General features: G+C 53.2%; 21 protein-coding genes. 16 read left to right on the top strand and 5 right to left on the bottom strand.

Going from position 1 to position 22,514, the window contains the following annotated elements; translation table 11 throughout:
• Positions 1-84: 84 nt before the first annotated feature.
• Together dksA and K1718_RS11055 are read right to left on the bottom strand one after the other, a co-directional pair.
• Positions 85-501 carry an RNA polymerase-binding protein DksA gene (gene dksA, locus K1718_RS11060; protein ID WP_152500971.1) on the bottom strand — a complete coding sequence of 139 codons (417 nt, stop codon included), beginning with the start codon at positions 499-501 and terminating at the stop codon, positions 85-87.
• Between the two features lie 165 nt (positions 502-666).
• A complete protein-coding gene (locus tag K1718_RS11055; RefSeq protein ID WP_152500970.1) occupies positions 667-1,086 on the bottom strand; it encodes a flagellar assembly protein FliX in 420 nt (139 codons plus the stop codon).
• A 384-nt stretch (positions 1,087-1,470) separates the two neighbouring features.
• Between K1718_RS11055 and K1718_RS11050 the strand changes: the two genes are divergently transcribed.
• The 10 genes from K1718_RS11050 (at position 1,471) to flaF (ending at position 11,299) form a co-directional block, all read left to right on the top strand.
• Positions 1,471-2,556 carry a flagellar basal body P-ring protein FlgI gene (locus K1718_RS11050; RefSeq protein ID WP_152504236.1) on the top strand — a complete coding sequence of 362 codons (1,086 nt, stop codon included), beginning with the start codon at positions 1,471-1,473 and terminating at the stop codon, positions 2,554-2,556.
• A gap of 2 nt (positions 2,557-2,558) precedes the next feature.
• Entirely contained in the window at positions 2,559-2,867 is a 309-nt protein-coding gene (locus K1718_RS11045; protein WP_152500969.1) for a rod-binding protein, read from the top strand.
• Complete coding sequence (locus K1718_RS11040; RefSeq protein ID WP_265684436.1) at positions 2,864-3,358, top strand: flagellar protein FlgN; 495 nt, start codon at positions 2,864-2,866, stop codon at positions 3,356-3,358. The genes K1718_RS11045 and K1718_RS11040 overlap by 4 nt, the downstream gene beginning before the upstream one ends.
• Before the next feature lie 266 nt (positions 3,359-3,624).
• Entirely contained in the window at positions 3,625-4,017 is a 393-nt protein-coding gene (locus tag K1718_RS11035; RefSeq protein WP_265684435.1) for a hypothetical protein, read from the top strand.
• 409 nt (positions 4,018-4,426) lie between these two features.
• Positions 4,427-5,578, top strand: coding sequence for a flagellin N-terminal helical domain-containing protein (locus tag K1718_RS11030; RefSeq protein WP_265684434.1), 1,152 nt, complete (start codon positions 4,427-4,429; stop codon positions 5,576-5,578).
• A gap of 197 nt (positions 5,579-5,775) precedes the next feature.
• The gene (locus K1718_RS11025) at positions 5,776-6,927 is read left to right on the top strand and encodes a flagellin N-terminal helical domain-containing protein (protein WP_265684433.1); all 1,152 of its coding nucleotides are present in this window, start codon (positions 5,776-5,778) and stop codon (positions 6,925-6,927) included.
• Between the two features lie 250 nt (positions 6,928-7,177).
• Positions 7,178-8,674 (top strand): flagellin N-terminal helical domain-containing protein, encoded by a 1,497-nt coding sequence (locus K1718_RS11020; protein WP_265684432.1) that lies wholly within the window; start codon positions 7,178-7,180, stop codon positions 8,672-8,674.
• Between the two features lie 289 nt (positions 8,675-8,963).
• Positions 8,964-10,457 (top strand): flagellin N-terminal helical domain-containing protein, encoded by a 1,494-nt coding sequence (locus K1718_RS11015; RefSeq protein ID WP_265684431.1) that lies wholly within the window; start codon positions 8,964-8,966, stop codon positions 10,455-10,457.
• Positions 10,458-10,548: 91 nt separating this feature from the next.
• Positions 10,549-11,043 carry a flagellar biosynthesis repressor FlbT gene (gene flbT, locus K1718_RS11010; protein WP_152500963.1) on the top strand — a complete coding sequence of 165 codons (495 nt, stop codon included), beginning with the start codon at positions 10,549-10,551 and terminating at the stop codon, positions 11,041-11,043.
• Entirely contained in the window at positions 10,925-11,299 is a 375-nt protein-coding gene (gene flaF / locus K1718_RS11005) for a flagellar biosynthesis regulator FlaF (RefSeq protein WP_152500962.1), read from the top strand. Before flbT ends, flaF begins: the two co-directional genes overlap by 119 nt.
• Before the next feature lie 100 nt (positions 11,300-11,399).
• Here flaF and K1718_RS11000 read toward each other — a convergent pair whose 3' ends face one another.
• From K1718_RS11000 to K1718_RS10990, 3 genes are all read right to left on the bottom strand, one after another.
• Positions 11,400-12,935 (bottom strand): flagellar protein, encoded by a 1,536-nt coding sequence (locus K1718_RS11000; RefSeq protein ID WP_265684430.1) that lies wholly within the window; start codon positions 12,933-12,935, stop codon positions 11,400-11,402.
• Between the two features lie 11 nt (positions 12,936-12,946).
• Complete coding sequence (gene flgK, locus K1718_RS10995) at positions 12,947-14,800, bottom strand: flagellar hook-associated protein FlgK (protein WP_152500960.1); 1,854 nt, start codon at positions 14,798-14,800, stop codon at positions 12,947-12,949.
• 74 nt (positions 14,801-14,874) lie between these two features.
• The gene (locus K1718_RS10990; RefSeq protein ID WP_152500959.1) at positions 14,875-16,257 is read right to left on the bottom strand and encodes a flagellar hook protein FlgE; all 1,383 of its coding nucleotides are present in this window, start codon (positions 16,255-16,257) and stop codon (positions 14,875-14,877) included.
• 311 nt (positions 16,258-16,568) lie between these two features.
• Here K1718_RS10990 and K1718_RS10985 point away from each other — a divergent pair, with 311 nt between their 5' ends.
• From K1718_RS10985 to K1718_RS10960, 6 genes are all read left to right on the top strand, one after another.
• Positions 16,569-17,414 (top strand): AAA family ATPase, encoded by an 846-nt coding sequence (locus tag K1718_RS10985; RefSeq protein WP_265684429.1) that lies wholly within the window; start codon positions 16,569-16,571, stop codon positions 17,412-17,414.
• A 9-nt stretch (positions 17,415-17,423) separates the two neighbouring features.
• Entirely contained in the window at positions 17,424-17,966 is a 543-nt protein-coding gene (locus tag K1718_RS10980) for a hypothetical protein (protein WP_265684428.1), read from the top strand.
• 39 nt (positions 17,967-18,005) lie between these two features.
• Positions 18,006-18,530 (top strand): SixA phosphatase family protein, encoded by a 525-nt coding sequence (locus tag K1718_RS10975; RefSeq protein WP_265684427.1) that lies wholly within the window; start codon positions 18,006-18,008, stop codon positions 18,528-18,530.
• An 83-nt stretch (positions 18,531-18,613) separates the two neighbouring features.
• A complete protein-coding gene (locus K1718_RS10970) occupies positions 18,614-20,107 on the top strand; it encodes a YcjX family GTP-binding protein (protein WP_265684426.1) in 1,494 nt (497 codons plus the stop codon).
• Entirely contained in the window at positions 20,104-21,150 is a 1,047-nt protein-coding gene (locus K1718_RS10965) for a YcjF family protein (RefSeq protein ID WP_265684425.1), read from the top strand. Before K1718_RS10970 ends, K1718_RS10965 begins: the two co-directional genes overlap by 4 nt.
• 107 nt (positions 21,151-21,257) lie before the next feature.
• Positions 21,258-22,433 (top strand): vWA domain-containing protein, encoded by a 1,176-nt coding sequence (locus tag K1718_RS10960; RefSeq protein WP_265684424.1) that lies wholly within the window; start codon positions 21,258-21,260, stop codon positions 22,431-22,433.
• The last annotated feature ends 81 nt before the right edge of the window (positions 22,434-22,514 follow it).

The raw sequence follows: 22,514 nt of genomic DNA, 5'->3' as shown, positions 1-22,514 counted from the left end.
AAAAAAAACCTTCCCGTTTAGGGAAGGTTCTGAAAGTCTTTCGGATCCGCCTTGTAGTTCAGCGGATCGGCCGTTTTCCGGAATTCAGTCGTCGCGATAGACCTTTTCCCGACGTTCATGCGCTTCCTGAGCCTCAATGGACAGGGTCGCAATCGGTCGAGCTTCCAGGCGCCGAATTGCAATCGGTTCGCCAGTCTCCTCGCAATAGCCATAACTCCCGTCCGCAATACGTTCCAAAGCGTCATCGATCTTCGAAATCAGTTTCCGTTGACGGTCCCGGGCACGCAGCTCAATCGAGCGATCCGTTTCAGACGACGCACGGTCAGCAAAATCGGGATGGTTCTGGCTTTCTTCCTGAAGATTTGTGAGCGTCTCTTTGCTCTCTTTCAGGATCTCTTCCTTCCAGGCAAGCAGCTTGTTTCGAAAATACTCACGCTGCCTGTCGTTCATGAACGGCTCGTCTTCCGAGGGTCGATATTCAGACTCAATTTCAACCGTCATCGATAGCTCCGGTTTACCGTTATGCCGGGCGCAATATATAGCCGGTTCCTCCAGTCGACAACGGTTCATTTGCGAAAACACAGATTAAAGAAAGTTAATAACTTTCAACCTGTTGCACCGAATTGCACGCATTTAGATGGAAATTTTGATTTGGGACGATGGGCTTCAATCCGGGAATCGGCCGAGCTTTGCAAGTTCCACTTTCACTCGCAATTCGATCTCTTCAAGAACCGAATCGACCTGCGGATCGCCGCTGTTCTGGCGGTCCGACACCTGACGAGACAGCAGCTCCAGGCGGTCTTCAGATAGATGTCCTCCAAGAAGGTCGGCCCGAAGAGTTTCAAGGTTATCCAACAGCTGATGTCCGTGTTTGGCCGCTTTCCTGCGCCGCTCTGAAAGCGCATCGACTTCCTGCAAGGCGAGCAATGCGTCCATCCCCTGGATTGCCGCGCCGCCTGCAGTTTGCGCGCTTTGAGTTACCTCAGAACCCAAATCAGGCGCAAAACTATCCGAACCTGCGTCGGTTCGCTTTTTTGCGCCCCTGCCCTGCACGCCTGTGATCGGTTTATTGCCTGTAATCCGCATATTGGTTCTTCCAGTCCGCCTTGCGGCACAAATGGCACCAAGTTGATTGCGCGTTCCCGGAGCCTGTCAGATTCTGCCGGTAAGGGTAAATGAGTCCTTGCACATCAGGCAATATTTGCCGGGCCCACAAGGCGTTTCATCAACTCAATACCTGAAGTTTGCGTGGATATCGCCACAAACATACCAGCATCCGGCGCAGAATCCCGTCATTTTTTATCCATGTCCGAACACACTTGGAAAACTGGCACGGCTCTCGCATTACGCAATTGGCAAACAAGCGAACCGCCAGGTTTGACCAGGGTTTACGAGACGGATCAGAAACAGCTTATGCGACAGACGGGCAAAACACATTCTGGATGGAAAACGCAGCTTACGCTGCTGTTTATGGTCCTTTGCGCAGTGACCGTCTGGCTTTTGACGCCGGCGTCAGCAGCTTCCCGGATCAAGGATATCGCCGACTTTGAGGGAATTCGTGAAAACCAGTTGATCGGCTACGGTCTTGTTGTCGGCCTGAACGGCACCGGCGACTCGCTTAACAATGCCCCGTTTACCCAGCAGAGCCTGCAGGCAATGCTTGAACGGTTGGGCGTCAACACAAGAAACGTGGATCTGAATACCGACACGGTCGCGGCAGTGATGGTTACGGCAAACCTGCCGCCCTTTGCCACGCAGGGAACCCGGATAGACGTCAATGTGAGTGCACTTGGCGATTCTGAATCGCTGCAAGGTGGAACGCTCCTTGTGACGCCGCTGGTCGGTGCCGATGGCGAAGTCTATGCTATTGCACAAGGATCTGTTGCAATCGGTGGTTTCTCCGCCCAGGCCGATGCAGCGTCGGTCGTACGCGGCGTGCCGACATCTGGCCGGATCGCAAACGGCGGCCTTGTTGAACGGGAACTGGAGTTCAGGCTCGCGTCTCTGACTACACTGCGTCTCGCCCTTCGCAATCCCGACCTGACAACGGCGCGCCGGATCGCACTTTCCATCAACGAACTCATCGGCATGCCAACGGCGGAACCGTTGGATCCATCGACAGTTCGCCTTGATCTTCCACGTCAATACGATGGCAACATTGTCGATCTTTTGACCGACATCGAACAGTTGATCGTCGAACCGGATTTGGCAGCCAGGATCGTGATCGATGAAAACTCCGGCATTATCGTGATGGGGCAGGATGTGAAGGTTTCGATGGTTGCGGTCGCACAGGGCAACTTGACTGTAACGATTGCAGAATCGCCGCAAGTATCTCAACCTCTTCCCTTCGCAAACGGTCAGACAGCAGTTGTGCCGCGCTCGGAGGTTGGTGTGGACGAGGATGGAACAAAGCTCGCGATCGTTCCTGAAACAGTCACTTTGAAGCAACTTGTTGACGGATTGAATGCCCTGGGCATCGGCCCTCGCGACATGATTTCAATCCTGCAGGCAATCAAAGCCTCTGGTGCTCTTCAAGCGGATATCGAGGTGCTGTAGTCATGGAACTTTTTTCGACCGCTCTGAACCAGCTGCCACCGCAAACCAATCCTCAAAACAACGTTACCTCTGACAAGACGGAAGTCCGCCAGGCGGCTGAAGAATTCGAAGCCGTGTTCCTGAACACAATGCTTCAGAACATGTTCACCGGGCTCGGCGAAGGTGGAACCTGGGGCAAGGGTCATGGGGCAGATGCGTGGCAAAGCCTCTTGATTGACGAATACGCTCGTACGATCGCTGAATCCGGCGGCATCGGGCTGGCCGACAGTGTCGAACGCGAACTGATTGCTCTGCAGGAGGGGTCCAGATGACAGCTCAACCGAACAACACTTCTTTCCCGTTTTCCCTTGATCGGCCGAGCAATCCTCAAGAAGCCGAAGGCTTTTGTTCTGCATTGTCTGGCACAATGGAAGCACTTCTGTCGGTGATAGAGATGGAAACCGACCTTGTCAGAGCCGGGAAACTGAAAGAAGCGGGTGAGCTGCAAGCGGACAAGGCACGGCTGATCCACGAATATACGCGCGGAATGATGACCGCCAAGGAACATGCCGTAGCTCTTGGCAACCTCGCCCCGGCGGCCACTCAGTCACTGAGAAGACAGCATGGGGAGTTTCAGCCGGTTCTCAGAATAAACTTGGCTGTGTTGTCGACGGCACGGGACGTCGCCACCAATCTGGTCGCGACTGTTGCCAAGGCAGCGGGAGCTAAAAACGCCACGGCTCCAACCACATATGGCCGAACCGGCGCAGCTCCCGAGGGCCCACAATCAGCGCGAGGCATCGCAGTCAATCAAGCGCTATAGGCCGCTAGCACGTCGCTGCGAAACAAAAATTGCAAACAAATACAAGGCTCTCTTACGGAGAGCCTTTTTTGTTCAAGCGTGTGGATAGAAGGTTTCCCTGAGGCGCACTTTCCTCTGCAACCAAGCACGGCAACGAATCAGGAACACCTACAACCTGCAACGCAAAGGTCTATCCAAATCTAATCATTCCGTTAACGGAGGATTCATTCCCATACGTTATCTTGCATAGGTAACGGGTATTTGTATTTCGTAACCCGGAGGGAAAGATGTTGGATACGGGAATTGCCCGGCCGCCATCGCCGACCTACACGGCGATCACGCCGGCTACGCGGGCTCCGGAAAGAAACCAATCTGCTGCGGCAACCGAATTGCCTGCAGAAGAGACAGTTACGCCGTCTAGCGAATCTTCCGGCAGTCAACGATCTGCGACTTATGAGAATGAGCGTTCTTTGTTTGAGGACAAGGCTCAACGGCTCGAGAGACGAAATGTTGCCGATCCGGAAAGCGGCAGCTTCATCTATGTCGCCACAAACATCGACACAGGTGAAGTCGTACGCCAGGTTCCAAGCGAAACCCTTCGCAGGCTGCGCGCATACGCAGAAACAATAGATCAGCAGCAGCCCTCCCCGAGATCTCAGATCCTAGAACGCACGGCCTAACAAGAAGTTCGCGCGCATTCTATCGCCCTCAAGTCACGCTAACAGCACTGTGTAGAGCTGCTCTCCGCGGGAGTAAAGTCGCGGAAAGGTGCGTACATCGACGCTTGTTAGTCGGTTTCAAGACTATCTCGGCACTGAATCTGACAGCACTCTTTCCGGCAAATCCCTCCCCCCACTTTTTGAATTAAGAATAAAACACCCTGATTCTTCTTATGAATCAGCTGGTTTACTCTACCTTAACTATAAGTAAAAAATAAGAATTAACCAAGCAAATTAACTATATTTTTTTACACATACTTAAAGTTAAAACGCACTAACCAAATTACTTAGGATTCGATATAAGTTTAACTGACAGTGTTCCCAAGTCATTCAGGAAGAATGGCGTCAATACTACAGAAGGAACTCTGTGATGGGTGATATCACCATTTCTAGCGCGGTGCGCACGAACCTCAATTCTCTTCAGGCTACTTCTCAGCTGATGAGCTCCGTGCAGGAACGGCTTTCAACCGGCAAAAAAGTGAATTCGGCTCTGGACAATCCGAATTCTTTCTTCACGGCCCAAGGCCTTGAAAACCGTGCAAACGACCTGTCCACCCTGCTCGATGACATGGGCCAGTCGGTTCAGAACCTGAAAGCAGCGGACGAAGGCATCAGCGCGATCTCCGATCTCGTAGATGCAGCAAAAGCCAAAGCCAACCAGGCTCTGCAAACGTCCAGTCAGTCTGAACGCAAAGACTTTTCGGCAGAATACAATGAACTCCTGACCCAAATCGAAGATCTGGCAAAGGATGCTGGTTACAAGGGTAAAAACCTCCTTGGTGGCAGCGGAAATGACCTGTCAGTGACTTTCAACGAAGACGGCTCGTCTTCTCTGTCGATTTCTGCAGTCGACTACACTGACACCACCTCCTCTACCGGTCTGAATCTTTCAGATTTGGCAACAGCTGCCGATGGAACCGCTACTCTGGCCCTGACAAACGGTACAGCTGGTGCTGCTGCGCTGACGGCAAATGCAACTGTCGTCTCCGATGATGATTTTACGGCTGGCGACACGCTGACATTGACTGATTCTACCGGCACTGAACTTGGTACGTTGGAAATCACGGCATCGACGACGGTTCAAGACGTGTCTGATTTCATTGGCAACTCTAGCAGTGATATTTCTGCAAGCGTCGGTACAGGCGTTGTTATCCAGTCCGATATTGGCGTCACACTGTCTTCCGATGGTGCACAGTCAGACGTTTCTGTTACGCCATCCACGGCAAATGGATTCGCGACCGACTCGGACATTGAAAGCACTTTGTCATCGCTCACCCGGGCGCAAGACACTCTTCGTGCTCAGGCATCCACATTTGGTACCAACCTTTCTATTGTTGAGAACCGGCAGGACTTTACCAAGGCCCTGATCAACACGTTGGAAGAAGGCGCTGGCAAACTGACCCTGGCGGATACAAATGAAGAAGGTGCAAACCTGCTGGCCCTTCAGACCCAGCAGACACTTGCCTCGACTTCGCTGTCTCTGGCAGCTCAGGCAGACCAGAACGTACTGCGGCTCTTCTAAGCCCTCTCCTTCACAGGAACGAAACACACTGACGAAGGCGGCGACCAACCGGTTCGCCGCCTTCGTTTTGCTTACCAATCATTAAGGTTAAAGTGTGCTAACCATATATCTTTACAGGTTGTTTTCCTGTTGAGCGTCTTGATGTCTGTCGAACCCAGGAAGGGTTCTTTATCGCGTATTCCTAGAAGGGAAACAAAATGCCAGACATCACTATCTCGAGTGCTGTGCGCTCGAACCTTAACGCACTTCAATCCACTTCTCAGCTGATGAGCTCCGTGCAAGAAAAACTTGCAACGGGCAAGAAAGTGAATTCGGCTCTTGATAATCCGAATTCGTTCTTCACGGCAAAAGGTCTTGAGAACCGTGCAAGCGATCTGTCCACCTTGCTTGATGACATGGGCCAATCGGTTCAAACCCTGAAAGCAGCGGACGAAGGCATCAGCGCGATCTCCGATCTCGTAGATGCAGCAAAAGCTAAAGCAAACCAGGCTCTGCAAACGTCCAGTCAGTCTGAACGCAAGGATTTTGCTGCGGAGTATAATGAGCTCCTGACTCAGATCGAAGATCTGGCCAAGGATGCTGGTTACAAGGGCAAAAATCTGCTCGGCGGCACCGGAAATGACCTTTCGGTCATATTCAACGAAGATGGCACTTCTTCTTTGTCGATTTCTTCGATCGACTATACGGACACCACCTCCTCTACCGGTCTGAATCTTTCAGATTTGGCAACAGCTGCCGATGGAACCGCTACTCTGGCCCTGACAAACGGAACTGCTGGTGCTGCCGCGTTGACAGCAAATGCTACTGTCGTCTCCGATGATGATTTTACGGCTGGCGACACGCTGACATTGACTGATTCTACCGGCACTGAACTTGGTACGTTGGAAATCACGGCATCGACGACGGTTCAAGACGTGTCTGATTTCATTGGCAACTCCAGCAGCGACGTTTCCGCCAGCGTTGGAACAGGTGTTGTTATTCAAGCTGACATTGGCGTCACTCTGTCCTCAGATGGTGCACAGTCAGACGTTTCTGTTACGCCATCCACGGCAAATGGATTCGCGACCGACTCGGACATTGAAAGCACTTTGTCATCGCTGACAAAGGCTCAGGACACGCTTCGTGCACAGGCTTCCACGTTTGGTACCAACCTTTCCATCGTTGAGAATCGGCAGGACTTCACGAATGCCCTGATCAACACGTTGGAAGAAGGTGCTGGCAAACTGACCCTGGCGGATACAAACGAAGAAGGTGCAAATCTGCTGGCTCTGCAGACCCAGCAATCTCTTGCCTCTACTTCGCTGTCTCTGGCAGCTCAGGCAGACCAGAACGTGCTGCGACTGTTCTAAGTCAGGCACAAAAACATCACTGAAAAGGCGGGCTTCGGCTCGCCTTTTTTGCTTTTGGGCGCTTTGTTCGCAAAAGCTGCCCTCTCCCCCGCCCCTTTCCAAAATCGCTATCGACTTCAAGGCGTTAACACCTCGTTAACCCTATAATGCGATCCAATTAACCAATGATTAGGGTTAACAGGAGATGATCCTAATCAACCTGCTCAGGACGAGCAGAAGTACATTGTGACCCAGGAAAGGGATTTATCAGATGCAGGACATCACCCTGTCAGCTGCCGTGCGGCAGAACCTTCTCACACTTCAATCCACCGCAGACATGATGTCCGGCGTCCAGAACAAGCTGGCGACTGGATTGAAAGTGAATTCTGCGCTGGACAATCCGAATTCCTTCTTCACCGCATCCGGCCTGAACTCACGTGCCAGCGATTTGAGCAACTTGCTTGATGACATGGGCCAATCGCTTCAGACCATCAAGGCGGCCGACAAAGGTATTCAAACCATCACTGACCTGGTCGAAACTGCGAAAGCCAAAGCCAACCAGGCATTGCAGACCCAAAGTCAGTATGAGCGCAAGACATTCTCAGAACAGTACAACGATCTTCTTGAGCAGATCGAAGATGTTGCGAAAGACAGCTCCTACAAGGGTAAAAACCTGCTCGCTGGCGACGGCAACGACCTGACGACAATCTTCAACGAAGATGCAACCTCCAAGCTGACCATCGAAGCCGTCGACTATACCGATACGGCCCTATCGACCGGTCTCAACCTTTCGGACCTGGCTGAAGGTCAGGGAAGCGCGACTTCCTTTGATTTGCAAGGTGGCAAACAAACGATCACTCTTACCGACGGTACATCGACCCTCAACTCCAGTTCGGCACTCTCAGATTCGAACGTCATCACAGCGGGCATGACACTTGAATTTGTTGATGCTGCGGCATCTCCTAATGTAGTTGTGGGCTCAACGGTAACTGGCGGCGCCACTGTACAGGATCTAGTTGACGGATTGAATTCCGTCGCAGGTGTGCGAGCAGAATTTGACGACACAAGTGGCGAGCTTACGATCTATAGCGACGAAGATTTTCATATCTCCGACGATGCATCGACACACTCAGCAGCGCTGTCGACATTTGCAGTTGATGCAACGGCTCTGGCAACAACAAGTGCGTTGCTTGCCGAAACAGGATCATTTGCAGTTGGCGACACATTGACCTTGACAGACGGGAACGATTTTGAGCTTGGATCGCTTGAAATTGAAGCCGACACAACGGTTGATGATCTCGAAAGTTTCGTGAATGATTTCAACGGCGTTAGCGCGTCATTCGACTCTGGCTCCGGTCGGTTGAACATTACGTCAGAAACAGACCTCTCGCTTACAAGTGACAACACTGACTTCGCCAGCAGCGGCTTCACAGCAAACACGTCCGGCGTCACAGTTTCAGCACTCAGCGACAGCGGGTTTGCCACTGACAATGACATCAACCGGGTTGTAGACAGGTTGAACACTGCGCTTTCAAACCTGAGATCCCAGGCTTCTGAATTCGGTACGAACCTTTCGACTGTTGAGATCCGTCAAGACTACACAAAGACGATGATCAATACTTTGCAGGAAGGTGCAGGTCTCTTGACCTTGGCTGATACCAACGAAGAAGGTGCAAACCTGCTGGCTCTTCAGACCCGTCAGCAGCTGGCTTCGACATCACTGTCCTTCGCATCGCAGGCGGATCAGACAGTGCTATCTCTCTTCTAATAAAAAGAGAATCAGTCAGACGCACGACTCACAAGCTGACAATCAGAAACGGCGGGCCCTCGGTCCGCCGTTTTTGTTTTTATTCTCGATTACTGAATTTCGACTCAAAAAAATCACACGAAAAATCAATATGTTAAAAGAAAGCTTTTGGTAACTTTTATTTACAGCAGGTTAATGAGTGCACGACCGCTTAACTTTCCATTTAGATTTACGACGAGGGAGCGTCCTGATCTTGAAACAACAAGTACGCCCCTTTGAGAGTACTGAATAGGAAAAACGGTGAAGTCTCATGCCTGATATTGTTCTTTCAAGCGCGGTCCGGGACAACCTCCTGTCGCTGAAGCAAACAGCCGATCTTCAATCAGTCACGCAAACGCGCCTGGCCACAGGCCTGAAAGTAAACACGGCACTCGACAATCCCAATTCGTTCTTTACGGCGCAGTCATTAAACGACAGAGCCAGCGATCTTTCCAATCTTTTGGACAATATGGGACAGGCCGTTCAAACTATTCGCGCTGCGGATAAGGGCATCACATCGATCACAAAACTGGTTGAATCGGCCAAAGCGATCGCCAACCAAGCGCTCCAAACGTCGAGTGAGTACGAACGCAAGCAGTTTACAAGCCAGTACAACGACCTCCTCGAGCAGATCGAGGATATGGCCCGTGATTCCAGCTACAAAGGTAAAAACCTGCTAGCAGGCGCTGGCAACGAACTTGAAGTTATCTTCAACGAGGACAGCACATCCAATCTGACAGTCGAACCAGTCGATTTTACAGACACATCACTTGATGACGGTCTTAATCTGGACGATCTTGACCCCGGCGGAACCGGGACGTCTTCATTCAACCTGTTCGGTGGCTCAACAACATTGGCCATGACTGGGCTGCAAGCTTCGTCAAATTTGACTGATTTAGGTGACTGGGCGAACGGTGATCAGGTCACAATTACCGATAGTTCAGGAACAACAACGCTAACTGTCGGTACTGATATTACGACCGTGCAAGACTACGTTGACGCTGTAAATGATTTGAATGGTGCGCACGCAACTTTTGATGAAGCAACCGATTCAATATCGATTACATCCGGTCTTGATAACGCGATCTCCATCTCGAAAGACAATGCCGGCGGCGGCACCGCTACGGACGGAAGCGCTACCGGTGGAACGACTTCGACACTGTCGGTTTCGGCCCTGAGTTCCACGTCCACTCTCGTGGTTTCCGGCGGTTTTCAAGCTGGTGATACGATAACAATCACAGACGGTAACGGGTTTGAACCTGCGTCTCTTGAAATCGACGCCGAAACAACCGTCAGCGATCTGGTGACATTCATTGACAATGTCAAAGGTCTAGATGCTTCTTTCTCTGGAGGAAGCATCAGTCTGATTGGTGAAGTCTCGTTCAACATTGACAGCAGCAATTCGGATTTCAACAGGACGACACTCGCAAGCACTGTGGGAACTGTTGGACTGTCTGCGGCAGCTTCTGAATTCAAAACTGATACAGATATCGACAGGACGCTTCAGGCAATCAATGCGGCACTGGATGAACTCAGATCGGCTGCTCGGGCAATGGGTACATCATTATCGACTGTTGAAGTACGAACCGATTTTACCCAGAATCTGATCAATACGCTTGAGGTCGGCGCAGGTGAGCTCACCATTGCCGACATGAACGAAGAAGGTGCGAACATGCTGGCTCTGCAGACACGCCAGCAGCTCTCCTCGACCGCTCTGTCCCTCGCGAACCAGGCAGATCAGAGCGTATTGAGCCTGTTTGGTTAACACAGTTGGTAAATTTCATTAAGGTATCAGTGATGGTCGTTAACCAATTCGTTAACGTTTCATGGCGATACTCATGTGTGGAGGTCACAGAATGGCGCTCAAGGTCGAGCTAAAACCGGGCGAGCGAATTATCATTGGTGACAGTGTCATTACGAATGATAACCAGCGGACTCGCCTTTTTATCGAAGGCCAGGCACCTATTCTGCGAGAAAAGGACATTCTCACGCCGGCCACTGCGGATACGCCAGCCAAACGGGTCTATTTGGCCGTGCAGCTGATGTATCTGTCTACCGACTTGGAGAGGATTCAGGAGAACTACTTCACCCTCGTCAACGATATCGTGAAGGCCGCACCGAGTACGATTCCATACGTTACAAGAATTAGTAACGCCATCCTAACCGGCGCCTTCTATAAAGCACTGAAAGAAGCACGCAAGCTCATTGAGTATGAAGGGACGCTGATCGGTCATGTACAAACAGGCAGCGCAGGCTTATCAGAAGACCAGCCAGGTGGCAGTGTCACCGAGGGAACTGGAAGCGAATCTGCTGATGAAAGCCGCAGCCCGGCTTCAATTGATCAAGGATGAATGGGCAGACGCCTCCCTCGCGGAAAAGGACGACGTGCTCACCTATAATCGAAAGCTTTGGACAATTCTGGTAACCTCTGCGACTGGTGCTGAAAGTCAGTTGCCTCAGGACATCAAAAACAACATCGCATCACTGGGCGTTTTCGTTTTCAGGCAAACCGTGAGTGTGATGTCTTCAGATGACCCTAACAAGGTTTCTTCGCTTATCAGCATCAACAGAGCCATTGCAGAAGGCCTAAGAGCCCAACCCGAATAGGCAAACAGTTTCGAAATCAAAAAAGGCCGGTGCGTATCGCGACCGGCCTTTTTTGATTCCTGTTTGCTTCAGACTTGTCCGTTGATCCCGGAACAGCTGATCAGAGGTAATCGGAGAGGCTCAGATTGAATACAATCGACGATGCCCTGTAGGAAACTTCGATATTGTTTTGCAACGTGAGGATTTCCGCCGCCAGCTGATCTTTGTCGACACCTTCAATCTCTGCAATCGTTCCCTCGTAACTGCTTTTAATTTGAACGTGACGGTCGTTGGTCAGGGATGCGGTTCGGTAGGAGATGGCAATATCTGTCGACATATCGACGATCCCCGATTGATCGACACCTGGTGGTTGCAGCGTGGTCCGAAGTTTCGAAGAAAGCGCGTTGTAGTATTCCTCGTCAGTCTGGGTTCCGCCAGAAAAGTCGGCAGCGACAAATGCGGCCAGGGACTGCACCAACTCCTTGAGAGGCGTTTCGTTCGCGCGCATCCCGTATTCAACCGTTAGATTGCGGTCGACGACAGCATTCTTGTCGGTTCTCGGGTCTGTTGTTGTTGTATTGCGACCGGTGTACCACTCCACCGTTGTCGATCCACCCGCAGTCAGTGCGGTTGCCGTGTCATAGGGCGGGCCGTCGATGCGCTGGGGCTCCTCACCGTTGTAGGTGCTGAAAAACTCTTCTGCCGCCCATTCATCAGAGACAGCCCGCAGCGTTGTTTGCGCTTGTGCTTCGATCTCGGTAGCCAGCGCGTCTCGCAGGTTCTGGGCAGTTTCTTCAAGATCGGCACCGATCTGAAAGGTCCCCTCCTCTTCCGTATTTGAAGCGGCAGTGAACTCAATCGAGATGGTCTCGGTGTGATCGGGCGGCAGGCTCAGTTCTACGGAAATTGTTTCGCCCAAGGCCGGTTGACCGGTAAACTGGACATCGAAACTGTCCGGATCGGCTGCCAGCGGACCGGTGATAGCGACATTGGATAGTGTGGACGTCACCGAGGCGATATCAAATCCGAAGTCGTGCGCTCCGTCCTCAGCGATCGTGAAGGTGGAATCTGTCGGCACCAGACCTGCATAATTCGTGGTCAAAGCGGAGGTCGTCGTTCTGCCGGTGTTGGCAGACCCAAGGTTGGCCGACGCAAACTCGTCCATGTAGTCGCGCAGTCCTGACAGCGACCCTGACCCGTTCAAGATGTCATCGAGCGGCGCCACAGGGTCGTTGATGGCATCCGTGCCGCCAAACACATAATAGCCAGCGATCTCGGTATTCAGAATATTCAGGGTCTCGCTCAACAGCAACTCGGCGCGGGATTGCGTCTGCGTCTGCCCGTCGTCTTGAATGACGAAGTCGTTGGTATCGAGCGCCGACTTGGCGTCTCGCCGGATGTCTTCGAGCCGTTCCAGCGACATCGTCGCCGTTTCTAGATGAAGGTTCGCGACCGTGATCGTCTGCTGGTAGGTTTCGATCATGCTGACTTTCTGGGTCAACTCGATATCGAGCAAGCGCCGGTCGCCGATTTCTCCGTAGGTCGATCCCACCTTGCCGCTTGCAAGCTGCGTAGTCTTTTCCGCAAGCTTGTCATTCAGCGCACCCAGCTGCTGGGTCAGGTAAGTCCGGGATGTGGTAATGGACGAGACAGGCATTACACTAAACCTTAGACGATATTCAGAAGCTCATCGAAGAGCTCGTTGATGGTCTGCATCACGCGGGCGTTGGCCGCGTAGGCGTTTTCCAGCTGAACCATGAAGGCCAATTCTGTATCCAGATCGACCGCATAGCTCTCTTCGTAGCGGATCGCGAGGTTCATGGTCAGCGTCTCTTTTGACTTTGCATAGGTCGCAGCGTCTTCAGCCTGGTTTCCCTGGTACGAAACTGTCTGATTGACGAAATCGATGACACTGCCCTGGAATGGGGTAGAGCCGCTACCGATGCCTGTGTCAGGATCGAAATAGGTCGATGACGATGTCAGGGCACTAGCGAGAAACTGGGCACGCGCCGGATCATTGGCAGTATTTGCAGTCGGGGTCGTCTGGTAATTGACCAGCAGTGCACTGTCGGCCAAGAGATCTGGATTGATCGCGATGCTGTTCGCGTAGGAGAGCCTTTGACCACCGTCTTCCAGCGCGTCGGTGAACTCAACAGGGGAATCCCGGCTATCGACAAAGATTGCCAGTCCAAGGCCTTGATCGCTATTGGCGGTCACAGTCACATTTGCATTCAGGCTTTCAACTGTGGTCGGACCTGTATTATCGCCAAGGACACGCAACTCGTCGGAACCGTTGTTGCTGACCAGCAAGCCTGTGCTGCCAAGTGCGGCGACGATGTTGGTGATGTAGGTCGACGGTGTTCCGCTTGAAATGTCTATCCCGAATACTGTGTCATTCGGATTGGCGGTTGCTGAATTGTCGAGCGGCAAAAGCGACGCATCTTCAACAGCAACCAATGTTACCGTTTGGGCGACACCGCCAGTGTCCGTGTACTCCAGGGTTATTGTATTGCCTGACTGAAGCGCAGAGACATCCAAATCAAAACCGCTGTCCAGGCCAACGGTGACGTCGCTACTCTCAACGGTCACGTTGGAAAATGCCAGAGACATTTCCGCGGCGATCGTGTCCAGCTGCGCCTGAGCCTCGACAAGTATGTCGTCACGCAGTTCCGCCGTCGCCACCATTGCGCCAGAGTTCGAGGCAGCGATCAGATCGTACGACGTGCCGCCAGGTGTCGTTACCATTACCGTGTTGCCGGGTTCTCCCGGCCGCAGGATGTGGGACGGTGTGAAGCTCAGTGTGGAGGCCTGGTTGTCCGCATAAAGCTGCTGCCCATCAGCTGTCTGGATGAACAAGGTCTCGTTTGCGCCTTTGGAGACATTGACATCAAGATACCCTGAAAGCTGCTCGACCAGCCGATCCCGCTCGTCTTCCATGTCAGCGGTCGAAATGCCGGACTGATAGGCATCTCGAATGGCATCATCGATGTCTTCGATGCTCTTCAAAAGCCCGTTGACGGTGTCGGTCTGTGTTGAAAGTGCGTTGTCGGCTTCCTGACGCAGATCGTCAATGCGCTCGTATGAGCTGTTGAGTTGCCTTGCGAAGGAATCTGCAATCGACACAACATCATTCTGGGCCGCAAAATTTCCCGGATCATTGATCAGGACAGACAATGCGGAGGACAATTGTCCGGCAAGGGATGTCAGACTACTGCTGTCATTGATCGTACCGAAAATATCGTCGAGACGGTCTGTGAAGTCGTTGATTTGTTTTGCGTAGTTCGTATCCGACAAAGAATTGAAGTAGTCGGCTTGAACATATTCGTTCATGACGCGACGGACTTCCGTCGCATTCATACCAGCTACGTTGCCGAGCCCATCGAAATAAACCTCGGCTGAAATCGTTTTCTTGGAATACCCGGCTGTATCCGCGTTTGCGATGTTGGTTGCCGTTACATCCAACTGACGCTGATTGTATTGAATCCCGAAGACCGCGGTATTCATGGCACTCATCAGACCCATGGCGGCTTCTCCTTCGTAAAACGCTGCGACTTAGCCAGAAAAGCCGGCGGGCAGACCCGCCGGCGTTGATGGTCTTACCGGACCATGTTGAGCGCGCTGTCCAACATCTCGTCCGCGGACGTAACAATCCGCGAATTTGCCGAATAGGCCTGCTGAGTAACGATCAGCTTCGAGAATTCATCGGCAATGTCGGCATTGGAAAGTTCGAGTTTTTTGGCCAGGATCTGACCACCACCGGTCAAGTCTGCCTCGCCGGAGGACGTTGTGGCGGCAAAACCGGCACCGTCGACACGCCGAAGGTTCTGTTCAGCTTCGAAAGTCGCTAATGGGATTTCATAAACCGCGCGTTGCTGACTGTTGGAGTAACTGGCGATAACGCGGCCGGATTCGTCCACCGCAACGCCGGTCAGTTCACCGGCAGGATAGCCGTCCTGATCGAGGGACACAGAACTCGTCGTTCCATCGGGATCTGAATATTGCGTCAACGACCCATTAGCGAAGGAGAACTCAACATTCGCTGCAGTCGTTCCGCCGATATTGAGAGACGCAATTGTGAAGCCGTCGCTGGTACCGTTGACAGTGCCGATAGAGCCAGCTGTCATACCGTTCAGCTCACCTGTTGTATCGAAGGTGACATCACCTACGTCGTACCAGGCGTTGGTCGCATCGCCTCCGGAACCGATATACATCGTCCACTCATCAAAGACCGGACCGGTTGAGTTGTAGTTCGCCGTTTTTGCATAGCGAACTTCGACATTCATCGCAGTACCATTTTCATTATAAATGGTAATCGAACCGCCAGAAACGGAAGTATCGAGAAAGTCTTGCTCATCCGCCACAGCAATGTCACTGGTACCGACACCTGCATCCAAAAGGGCGGACGCATCAGTAGTGCCGTCATAGTCGGTCGTGTCCGGAATGCGCGGAAGGTTGGCTTGATATTCAACGGTGGTTGTCGCAGATGCCGATAGCGGCTGATTCTCGATTCGGACAACTGTTGGATTGTCGCCAATGGCATTGCCAGTGTCCGGATCAAGCGGGAAACCCTGAAGGTAATAGCCTGACGCATTGATCAGATAACCTTCCTTATCCCGCTCGAAGTCGCCCGCGCGGGTGTAATAGGTCTCATCGGCAAAGGTTGTCGACCCATCGACAACATCCGATGCCTGCGTCACGACAAAGTAGCCTTCGCCGTTAATCGCCATGTAGGTGTCCACATCGACAGACGTGATATCGCCCTGCACTGTGTTGGTTGCGCGCGATGTGGCAAAGGTCGTACCGGAAACCTGCGCAGCCTGCGTGGCACCGCCACCGGACACAAGATCGGAGAAGGTAGTATCCAACCGCTTGAAACCGGTGGTCTGCGAGTTGGCAACATTACCGGAAATGTTTTCCAGTGCTGTTGCCTGCGCAGCCAGTCCGGAAACGGCTGAGTTGATAGCCCCATAAATACCCATATTCGGTCCTCTTGATAGCTCGGGCACTGCTGACGCGGGCTTGCGCCCATAATCCGCCACATACCCGCAAGGGACGTGCCAACTCACACACATCAAGAAAAATATATATTTTACAATAATTTAACTCATTTCAATAGTGTAAGCGGCAGTCCGTCACCCCGGCAAGGATCGGACAGGAAGGCAATTTCTTCCCCCCGCAATGGGCAAGTCTGTCCGCATGAAGCCGGGCCCATTGCATTCCTTTTGCGGGCTTGCGTCCTTCTCAACGTCCTGTCACTTTCGCCGGAAATTCAAGTTGAACGGACGACCAAATGCGCTTTGAGGGAACTGAAAACTACGTCGCGACCGAGGATCTGAGGATCGCGGTCAATGCTGCGATAGCACTTGAACGGCCACTCCTGATCAAAGGTGAGCCGGGAACCGGCAAGACCGTCCTCGCACAGCAGGTGGCGGCAAGTCTCAACACGCCCTTGATAGAATGGCACGTCAAATCGACAACCAAGGCTCAGCAGGGTCTTTACGAATACGACGCAGTGTCGCGATTGCGCGACAGCCAACTTGGGGACGAGCGGGTCAAGGACATCAATAATTACATTCGAAGGGGCAAACTCTGGGATGCCTTTGAAGCGCCTGAAAAACCCGTGCTGTTGATTGACGAGGTCGACAAAGCAGATATCGAGTTCCCGAACGATTTGCTCCTCGAACTCGATCGGATGGAATTTCACGTCTATGAGACAGGCGAAACGGTTCGTGCCAGGCAGCGTCCGGTCGTGATCATCACTTCCAACAATGAAAAAGACCTGCCGGACGCCTTTCTTCGCCGGTGCTTTTTCCATTTCATCAAGTTCCCGGACGCCGAAACCATGACCGATATCGTCGAGGTTCATTTTCCAGGCATCAAGCAGCGCTTGTTATCGGAAGCCTTGCGTCTCTTTTATGATGTGCGGGACGTGCCGGGACTAAAGAAAAAGCCATCCACTTCCGAACTGATCGACTGGATCAAATTGCTGCTAAATGAAGACATTGATCCGGAAACCCTTCGTCAACAAGATAGCTCCAAACTGATACCACCGCTGCACGGCGCACTTTTGAAGAACGAACAGGACGTGCATCTATTCGAGCGTCTTGCCTTCATGGCACGGCGCGAACGATCCTAGGAGACCTTTTTGTCGAAACGGCATTCAGTCCTACGTGTGGTTTCAGGCCTGGCTCTGGCGATCGCTGTGACGCAAGGGTCGGCTGTGGCACAGGTTCCACCGGAAAAGGATGCCGGGTGGCAGAGTGATGTCAGTGGACTTCGTCATTTTACCGGGTTGCGTTGTCCTGACACGATCGGTGCGTTCTCGCGCATCAAAGTCATGGAAGGCGATGCCGTCAGTCAGGCAAGCTGCATCTACACAGGTCGCGATGGCATCACCGCCGTGTTGCGCAAACACACTCAAGGCACCGGGCGTCGCGAAGCCCTTACCTTTTCCAGAAGCTACAAGGCAGCAGGTTTTGAGCCAATCACGTTGAGCGGGGCAGCCTCTACAGGTATTTCATTCCGTACCCGCAACTGGACGCCGACAAGTCTTTGCGAGACTTTGTGGTATTTTTCCGGGACAGACGCTGACTATACGCTCTGGCTTTCCTATACACTGCCGACTCAAGAAGCTGAAGTCGGACCGGCCATCGAAGTCTTCACAAGCGCACTGGCTGATCAGAACTGACGCGCGGCACCAAACGGCAAAACAACAACTGGAAGCGTCATGCGGCTACTTCTTCTCAGACATGCAAAGTCGGACTGGGGCGACGACGATCTGGAGGATATTGATCGTCCGCTAAACAGCCGCGGCAAGGCTGCAGCCATGAAAATGGGCCGCTATCTTCAACAAAACGGCCTTCTGCCCAATCAGATTATGTGCTCAACGTCGCAGCGCACTCGAGAAACACTTTCACGCGTTCTGCAGTTTTTGCCGCAGGAAGCGCAGATCCACCTCATCTCGGATCTCTACCGACAAAGCGAAGACGACTACACGCCGCTGATACGCAAGTATGGCGGCAGAGCGCAAAACCTGATGGTCATCGGTCACAATCCAGCCACCGAGGACACAGCCCTCAGTTTGACAGGCACGGCAGCGCCAGAGGCTTTGGCTGATCTTGAAGAAAAATATCCGACCGCAGCGCTCTCTGTTCTGGACTTTGATATTGCCGACTGGTCAGAGTTGGGGCCGAAAACCGGTCACCTGGAACGATTTGTCAAACCGAGAGACCTCAAGGACGAACCAGATTAGGGTGTCGTCTCAGACCCTTTTCCAACTGATTTCCCGTTGATCCGACCCCTGCCCGCGCTTACATGAACGCGCTGGAGGCGATTTTGAACCCATTGACCACATTGACGGAGGAATCCCGTCTTACCTTGGCCAACCTGGCGGATGCTGCAACCGATCTTGCAGTTCCAAGCGTAAGGCTCGGGGTGACCGGACTTGCCCGCTCGGGCAAAACAGTTTTCCTGACGGCTCTTGTCCACAATCTGGTCCACGGCGGCCGGCTTCCTGTCTTCAGCGCAGCTGCCGGACACAGGATGACCGGTGCCCGCCTGCAGCCGCAACCCGATGACGCAGTTCCACGCTTCGACTACGAAGCCCACGTGCGCGCCCTGGTCGATGATCGGGTCTGGCCGGATTCGACTCGGCAAGTTGCTGAGCTTCGGCTGACAATAGACTATGAGAGCGCGTCCTATTTCTATCGCAAGCTGGGTCCAGGTCGCCTGCATGTCGATTTGATCGACTATCCCGGTGAATGGCTGCTGGATCTGCCGCTGCTGAACAAGGATTACGCCACTTTTTCGGCAGAAGCCTTACAGCGCGCCCGCGCAACAAACCGCATTGAAATCGCGTCTCCTTTTCTGGAAGTCGTCGGCAAAATGTCACCCGACACGGAGGAAAACGAACCGGCAGCCCAGGAACTCTCTGCGGCATTCAAGAGTTACCTTGCCGGATGCAGAGCCGACACGCACGCTCTTTCCATGCTGCCGCCAGGACGCTTCCTCATGCCCGGCGATCTGGACGGCTCCCCAGCCCTGACCTTTGCACCATTGGACTTTCCCGCAGACGCCGGTGCAGCGCGGACCGGCACGTTGCGTTCTATGATGGAGCGGCGTTATGAGGCCTACAAAGCCCATGTCGTTCGCCCCTTTTTCCGCAACCACTTCGCCCGACTGGATCGCCAGATCGTGCTTGTCGATGTTTTGAACGCCCTTAATGCCGGTCCAGACGCGGTGGCAGATCTAGAGGTCGCGCTCAGCGAAGTGCTTGGCGCTTTCAGGCCAGGCAAGCGAAGTTGGCTGTCGTCAATCCTAACGCGCCGCATCGACCGGATCTTGTTTGCCGCAACCAAAGCGGATCACCTTCACAGCTCAGACCACGACCGGCTCGAGGCAATTTTGAAGAGGCTGGTCTCAAGGGCTGAAGAAAAAGCCAGGTTTAAAGGCGCTGAAGTCGACGTCCTGGCCATGGCTGCAGTGCGCGCGACACGCGAAGCCACGGTCAAACACCGCGGCGAGGCATTACCTGCTATTTTGGGAACACCCCTGCCTGGCGAGCGATTGAACGGAGACACCTATGACGGCAGAACCGAAATCGCGATGTTTCCCGGAGACTTACCCCAGGATCCTGAATCACTTTTTGACAAAGATGAATCACTGCATGAAGGGGTTCGACCAAGCTTTCAATCTGCTCAGGCAGATCTTCAGTTTCTGAGATTCAGACCACCGGAGCTGGACACGACGGCAGAGGGTCTCACCTTGTCGCTTCCGCATATTCGATTGGACCGTGCCCTGGAATTCCTGATCGGAGATCGACTCGCATGACCGGAACCCCTCCCCCTGCTGGACGTCGTCCGACAGCGTTTCGACTTGACGACCGCAAGGTTCGCCTGACCGACGACGAAGACAAAATGCCTTCAGCTGACGAGGCACTCATTACCCAGGCCTTTCTGGAAGACGACGAACCGCGCCTGCCACGTACTGCCAGCACACCCAAGTCCGGCTTCAAATTCGGCAAGTGGCTGATAATCGGGCTGTCCGGCCTCGTATCGCTGACAATCGGTCTGGCTGTCGATAGTCTGATCCGGGATCTTTTTGCCCGCACTGACTGGCTGGGATGGCTGGGCGTTGCACTCGCAACGCTTGCCGCACTCGGTTTGTTGGGGTTGGCTTTGCGTGAAGTCGCCGGACTGATGCGCCTTGGAAAAATCGACAAGTTGCGTGAAAGACTGTCCGAAGCTGCTGAAAACGACAATGCCAGCGCCGCGACAAGTGGACTGAAAGAACTCTTGGCTCTTTATCGCGACAGACCGGAAACGGCGCAGGGTCGCAAGGCTCTGGCCGGTCACATGCGTGAAGTGATCGATGGCCGGGACCTGATCAAACTTGCGGAGCGGGACCTCTTAGGTCCGCTCGACCTCGAAGCAAGGCGTATTGTGATGAACAGCGCCAAACGGGTGTCCATCGTCACGGCCGTCAGCCCACGCGCGCTGGTCGACCTCCTTGCAGTCCTTTTTGAAAATCTGAGAACCATACGCCGCCTCTCTGCACTTTATGGCGGACGCCCTGGAACACTCGGCTTCCTGCGCTTGGCAAGGCAGGTTCTCACGCACCTTGCGGTGACAGGAGGCATGGCGGCTGGCGACAGCCTGGCCTCGCAGGTTCTCGGTCACGGACTGGCCGCGCGCTTGTCCGCACGGCTCGGCGAAGGTGTCGTAAACGGGCTCCTGACTGCTCGCATCGGCATCGCGGCAATCGATGTCTGCAGACCTGCACCTTTCGTCTCCGGAACCGGACCTTCAATTTCCGACTTCATGGGTGAATTGGTGTCTCTGGCAAAAAAGGAAGACCCACAAGACACCAACTAGATTCCGCCCAAAGGTTGCTCATAACCTCCCCCGTTGAAACAGTGTTGCCTGTCGGCCCTGTTGCGCATTGGCTCGACATGCCCCCGGTAGCCGGATAATTTCCTGAAATGTTCATCAATTTCTTTTCTGAGCTGAAAGCTGCCGGCGTTCCGGTTTCCTTGCGGGAATATCTCACGCTCATGGAAGCATTGGACAATGATCTTGCGGAAAAAAGCGTCGAAGACTTCTACTATCTGGCGCGCCTTTGCCTGGTGAAGGATGAAGGCAACCTGGATAAGTTTGATCGCGTTTTTGGACACGTCTTCAAAGGTCTTGATCTTCTGAGCGAGGTTCCCTCTGAAGACATTCCCGAAGAATGGCTCCGCCGCCTGGCAGAAAAGCACCTGAGCGAAGAAGAGAAAGCGCAGATCGAAGCCTTGGGTGGTTTCGACAAATTGATGGAAACTCTGCGCGAACGCCTGAAAGAGCAACAAAAGCGCCATCAGGGCGGAAACAAATGGATCGGCACCGCCGGCACGTCGCCCTTTGGCGCTTATGGTTACAATCCCGAAGGGGTGCGCATCGGTCAGCACGAAAGTCGGCACCGGCGTGCGGTCAAGGTCTGGGACAAGAGAGACTTCAAGGATCTGGATGACAACCAGCTCCTCGGCACACGAAACATTCAAGTCGCCCTGAAACGCCTGCGCAATTTTGCAAGAACAGGCGCGGCAGATGAGCTTGATCTCGATGACACTATCCGGTCTACCGCACATAAAGGGCTTTTGGACATTAAGATGCGTCCGGAACGGCACAATGCAGTCAAAGTGCTTTTGTTCTTCGATATCGGCGGTTCGATGGACGACCACATCAGGGTTTGCGAAGAACTGTTTTCAGCGGCGCGGTCTGAATTCAAGGTCATGGAGCATTTCTATTTCCACAATTGCCTCTATGAATATGTCTGGAAAGAAAATCGCCGCCGCCACACGGAACGCATTCCAACCATGGATGTGCTGCACAAATATCCGGCCGACTACAAGATCATCTTTGTCGGCGATGCATCGATGAGCCCTTATGAAATTGCCTATCCGGGAGGGTCTGTCGAGCATTGGAATGAAGAAGCCGGGGCGACATGGATGCAGCGCGTGACAGGCCTCTACAAAAGTGCAGTGTGGTTGAACCCCGTGCGCGAAGAACATTGGACCTACACACATTCCATACAAATGCTGAACGAACTCATGGAAAGTCGCATGTTCCCGATGACCGTCGAGGGTCTCTCGGAGGCCATGAAGGAATTGGCGCGTTGATCACTGCGCCAAAAGCCTCACGAATTCCGCGTCGATGGATCAACAAATCCGCATCGTTTGCGCAAGTTCGAAATAGCGTCC

The organism is Roseibium porphyridii (assembly GCF_026191725.2).
GTDB lineage: Bacteria > Pseudomonadota > Alphaproteobacteria > Rhizobiales > Stappiaceae > Roseibium > Roseibium porphyridii.
Note: the sequence above shows the minus strand (reverse complement) of the source record. Positions and strands in the feature narration are given on the sequence as shown.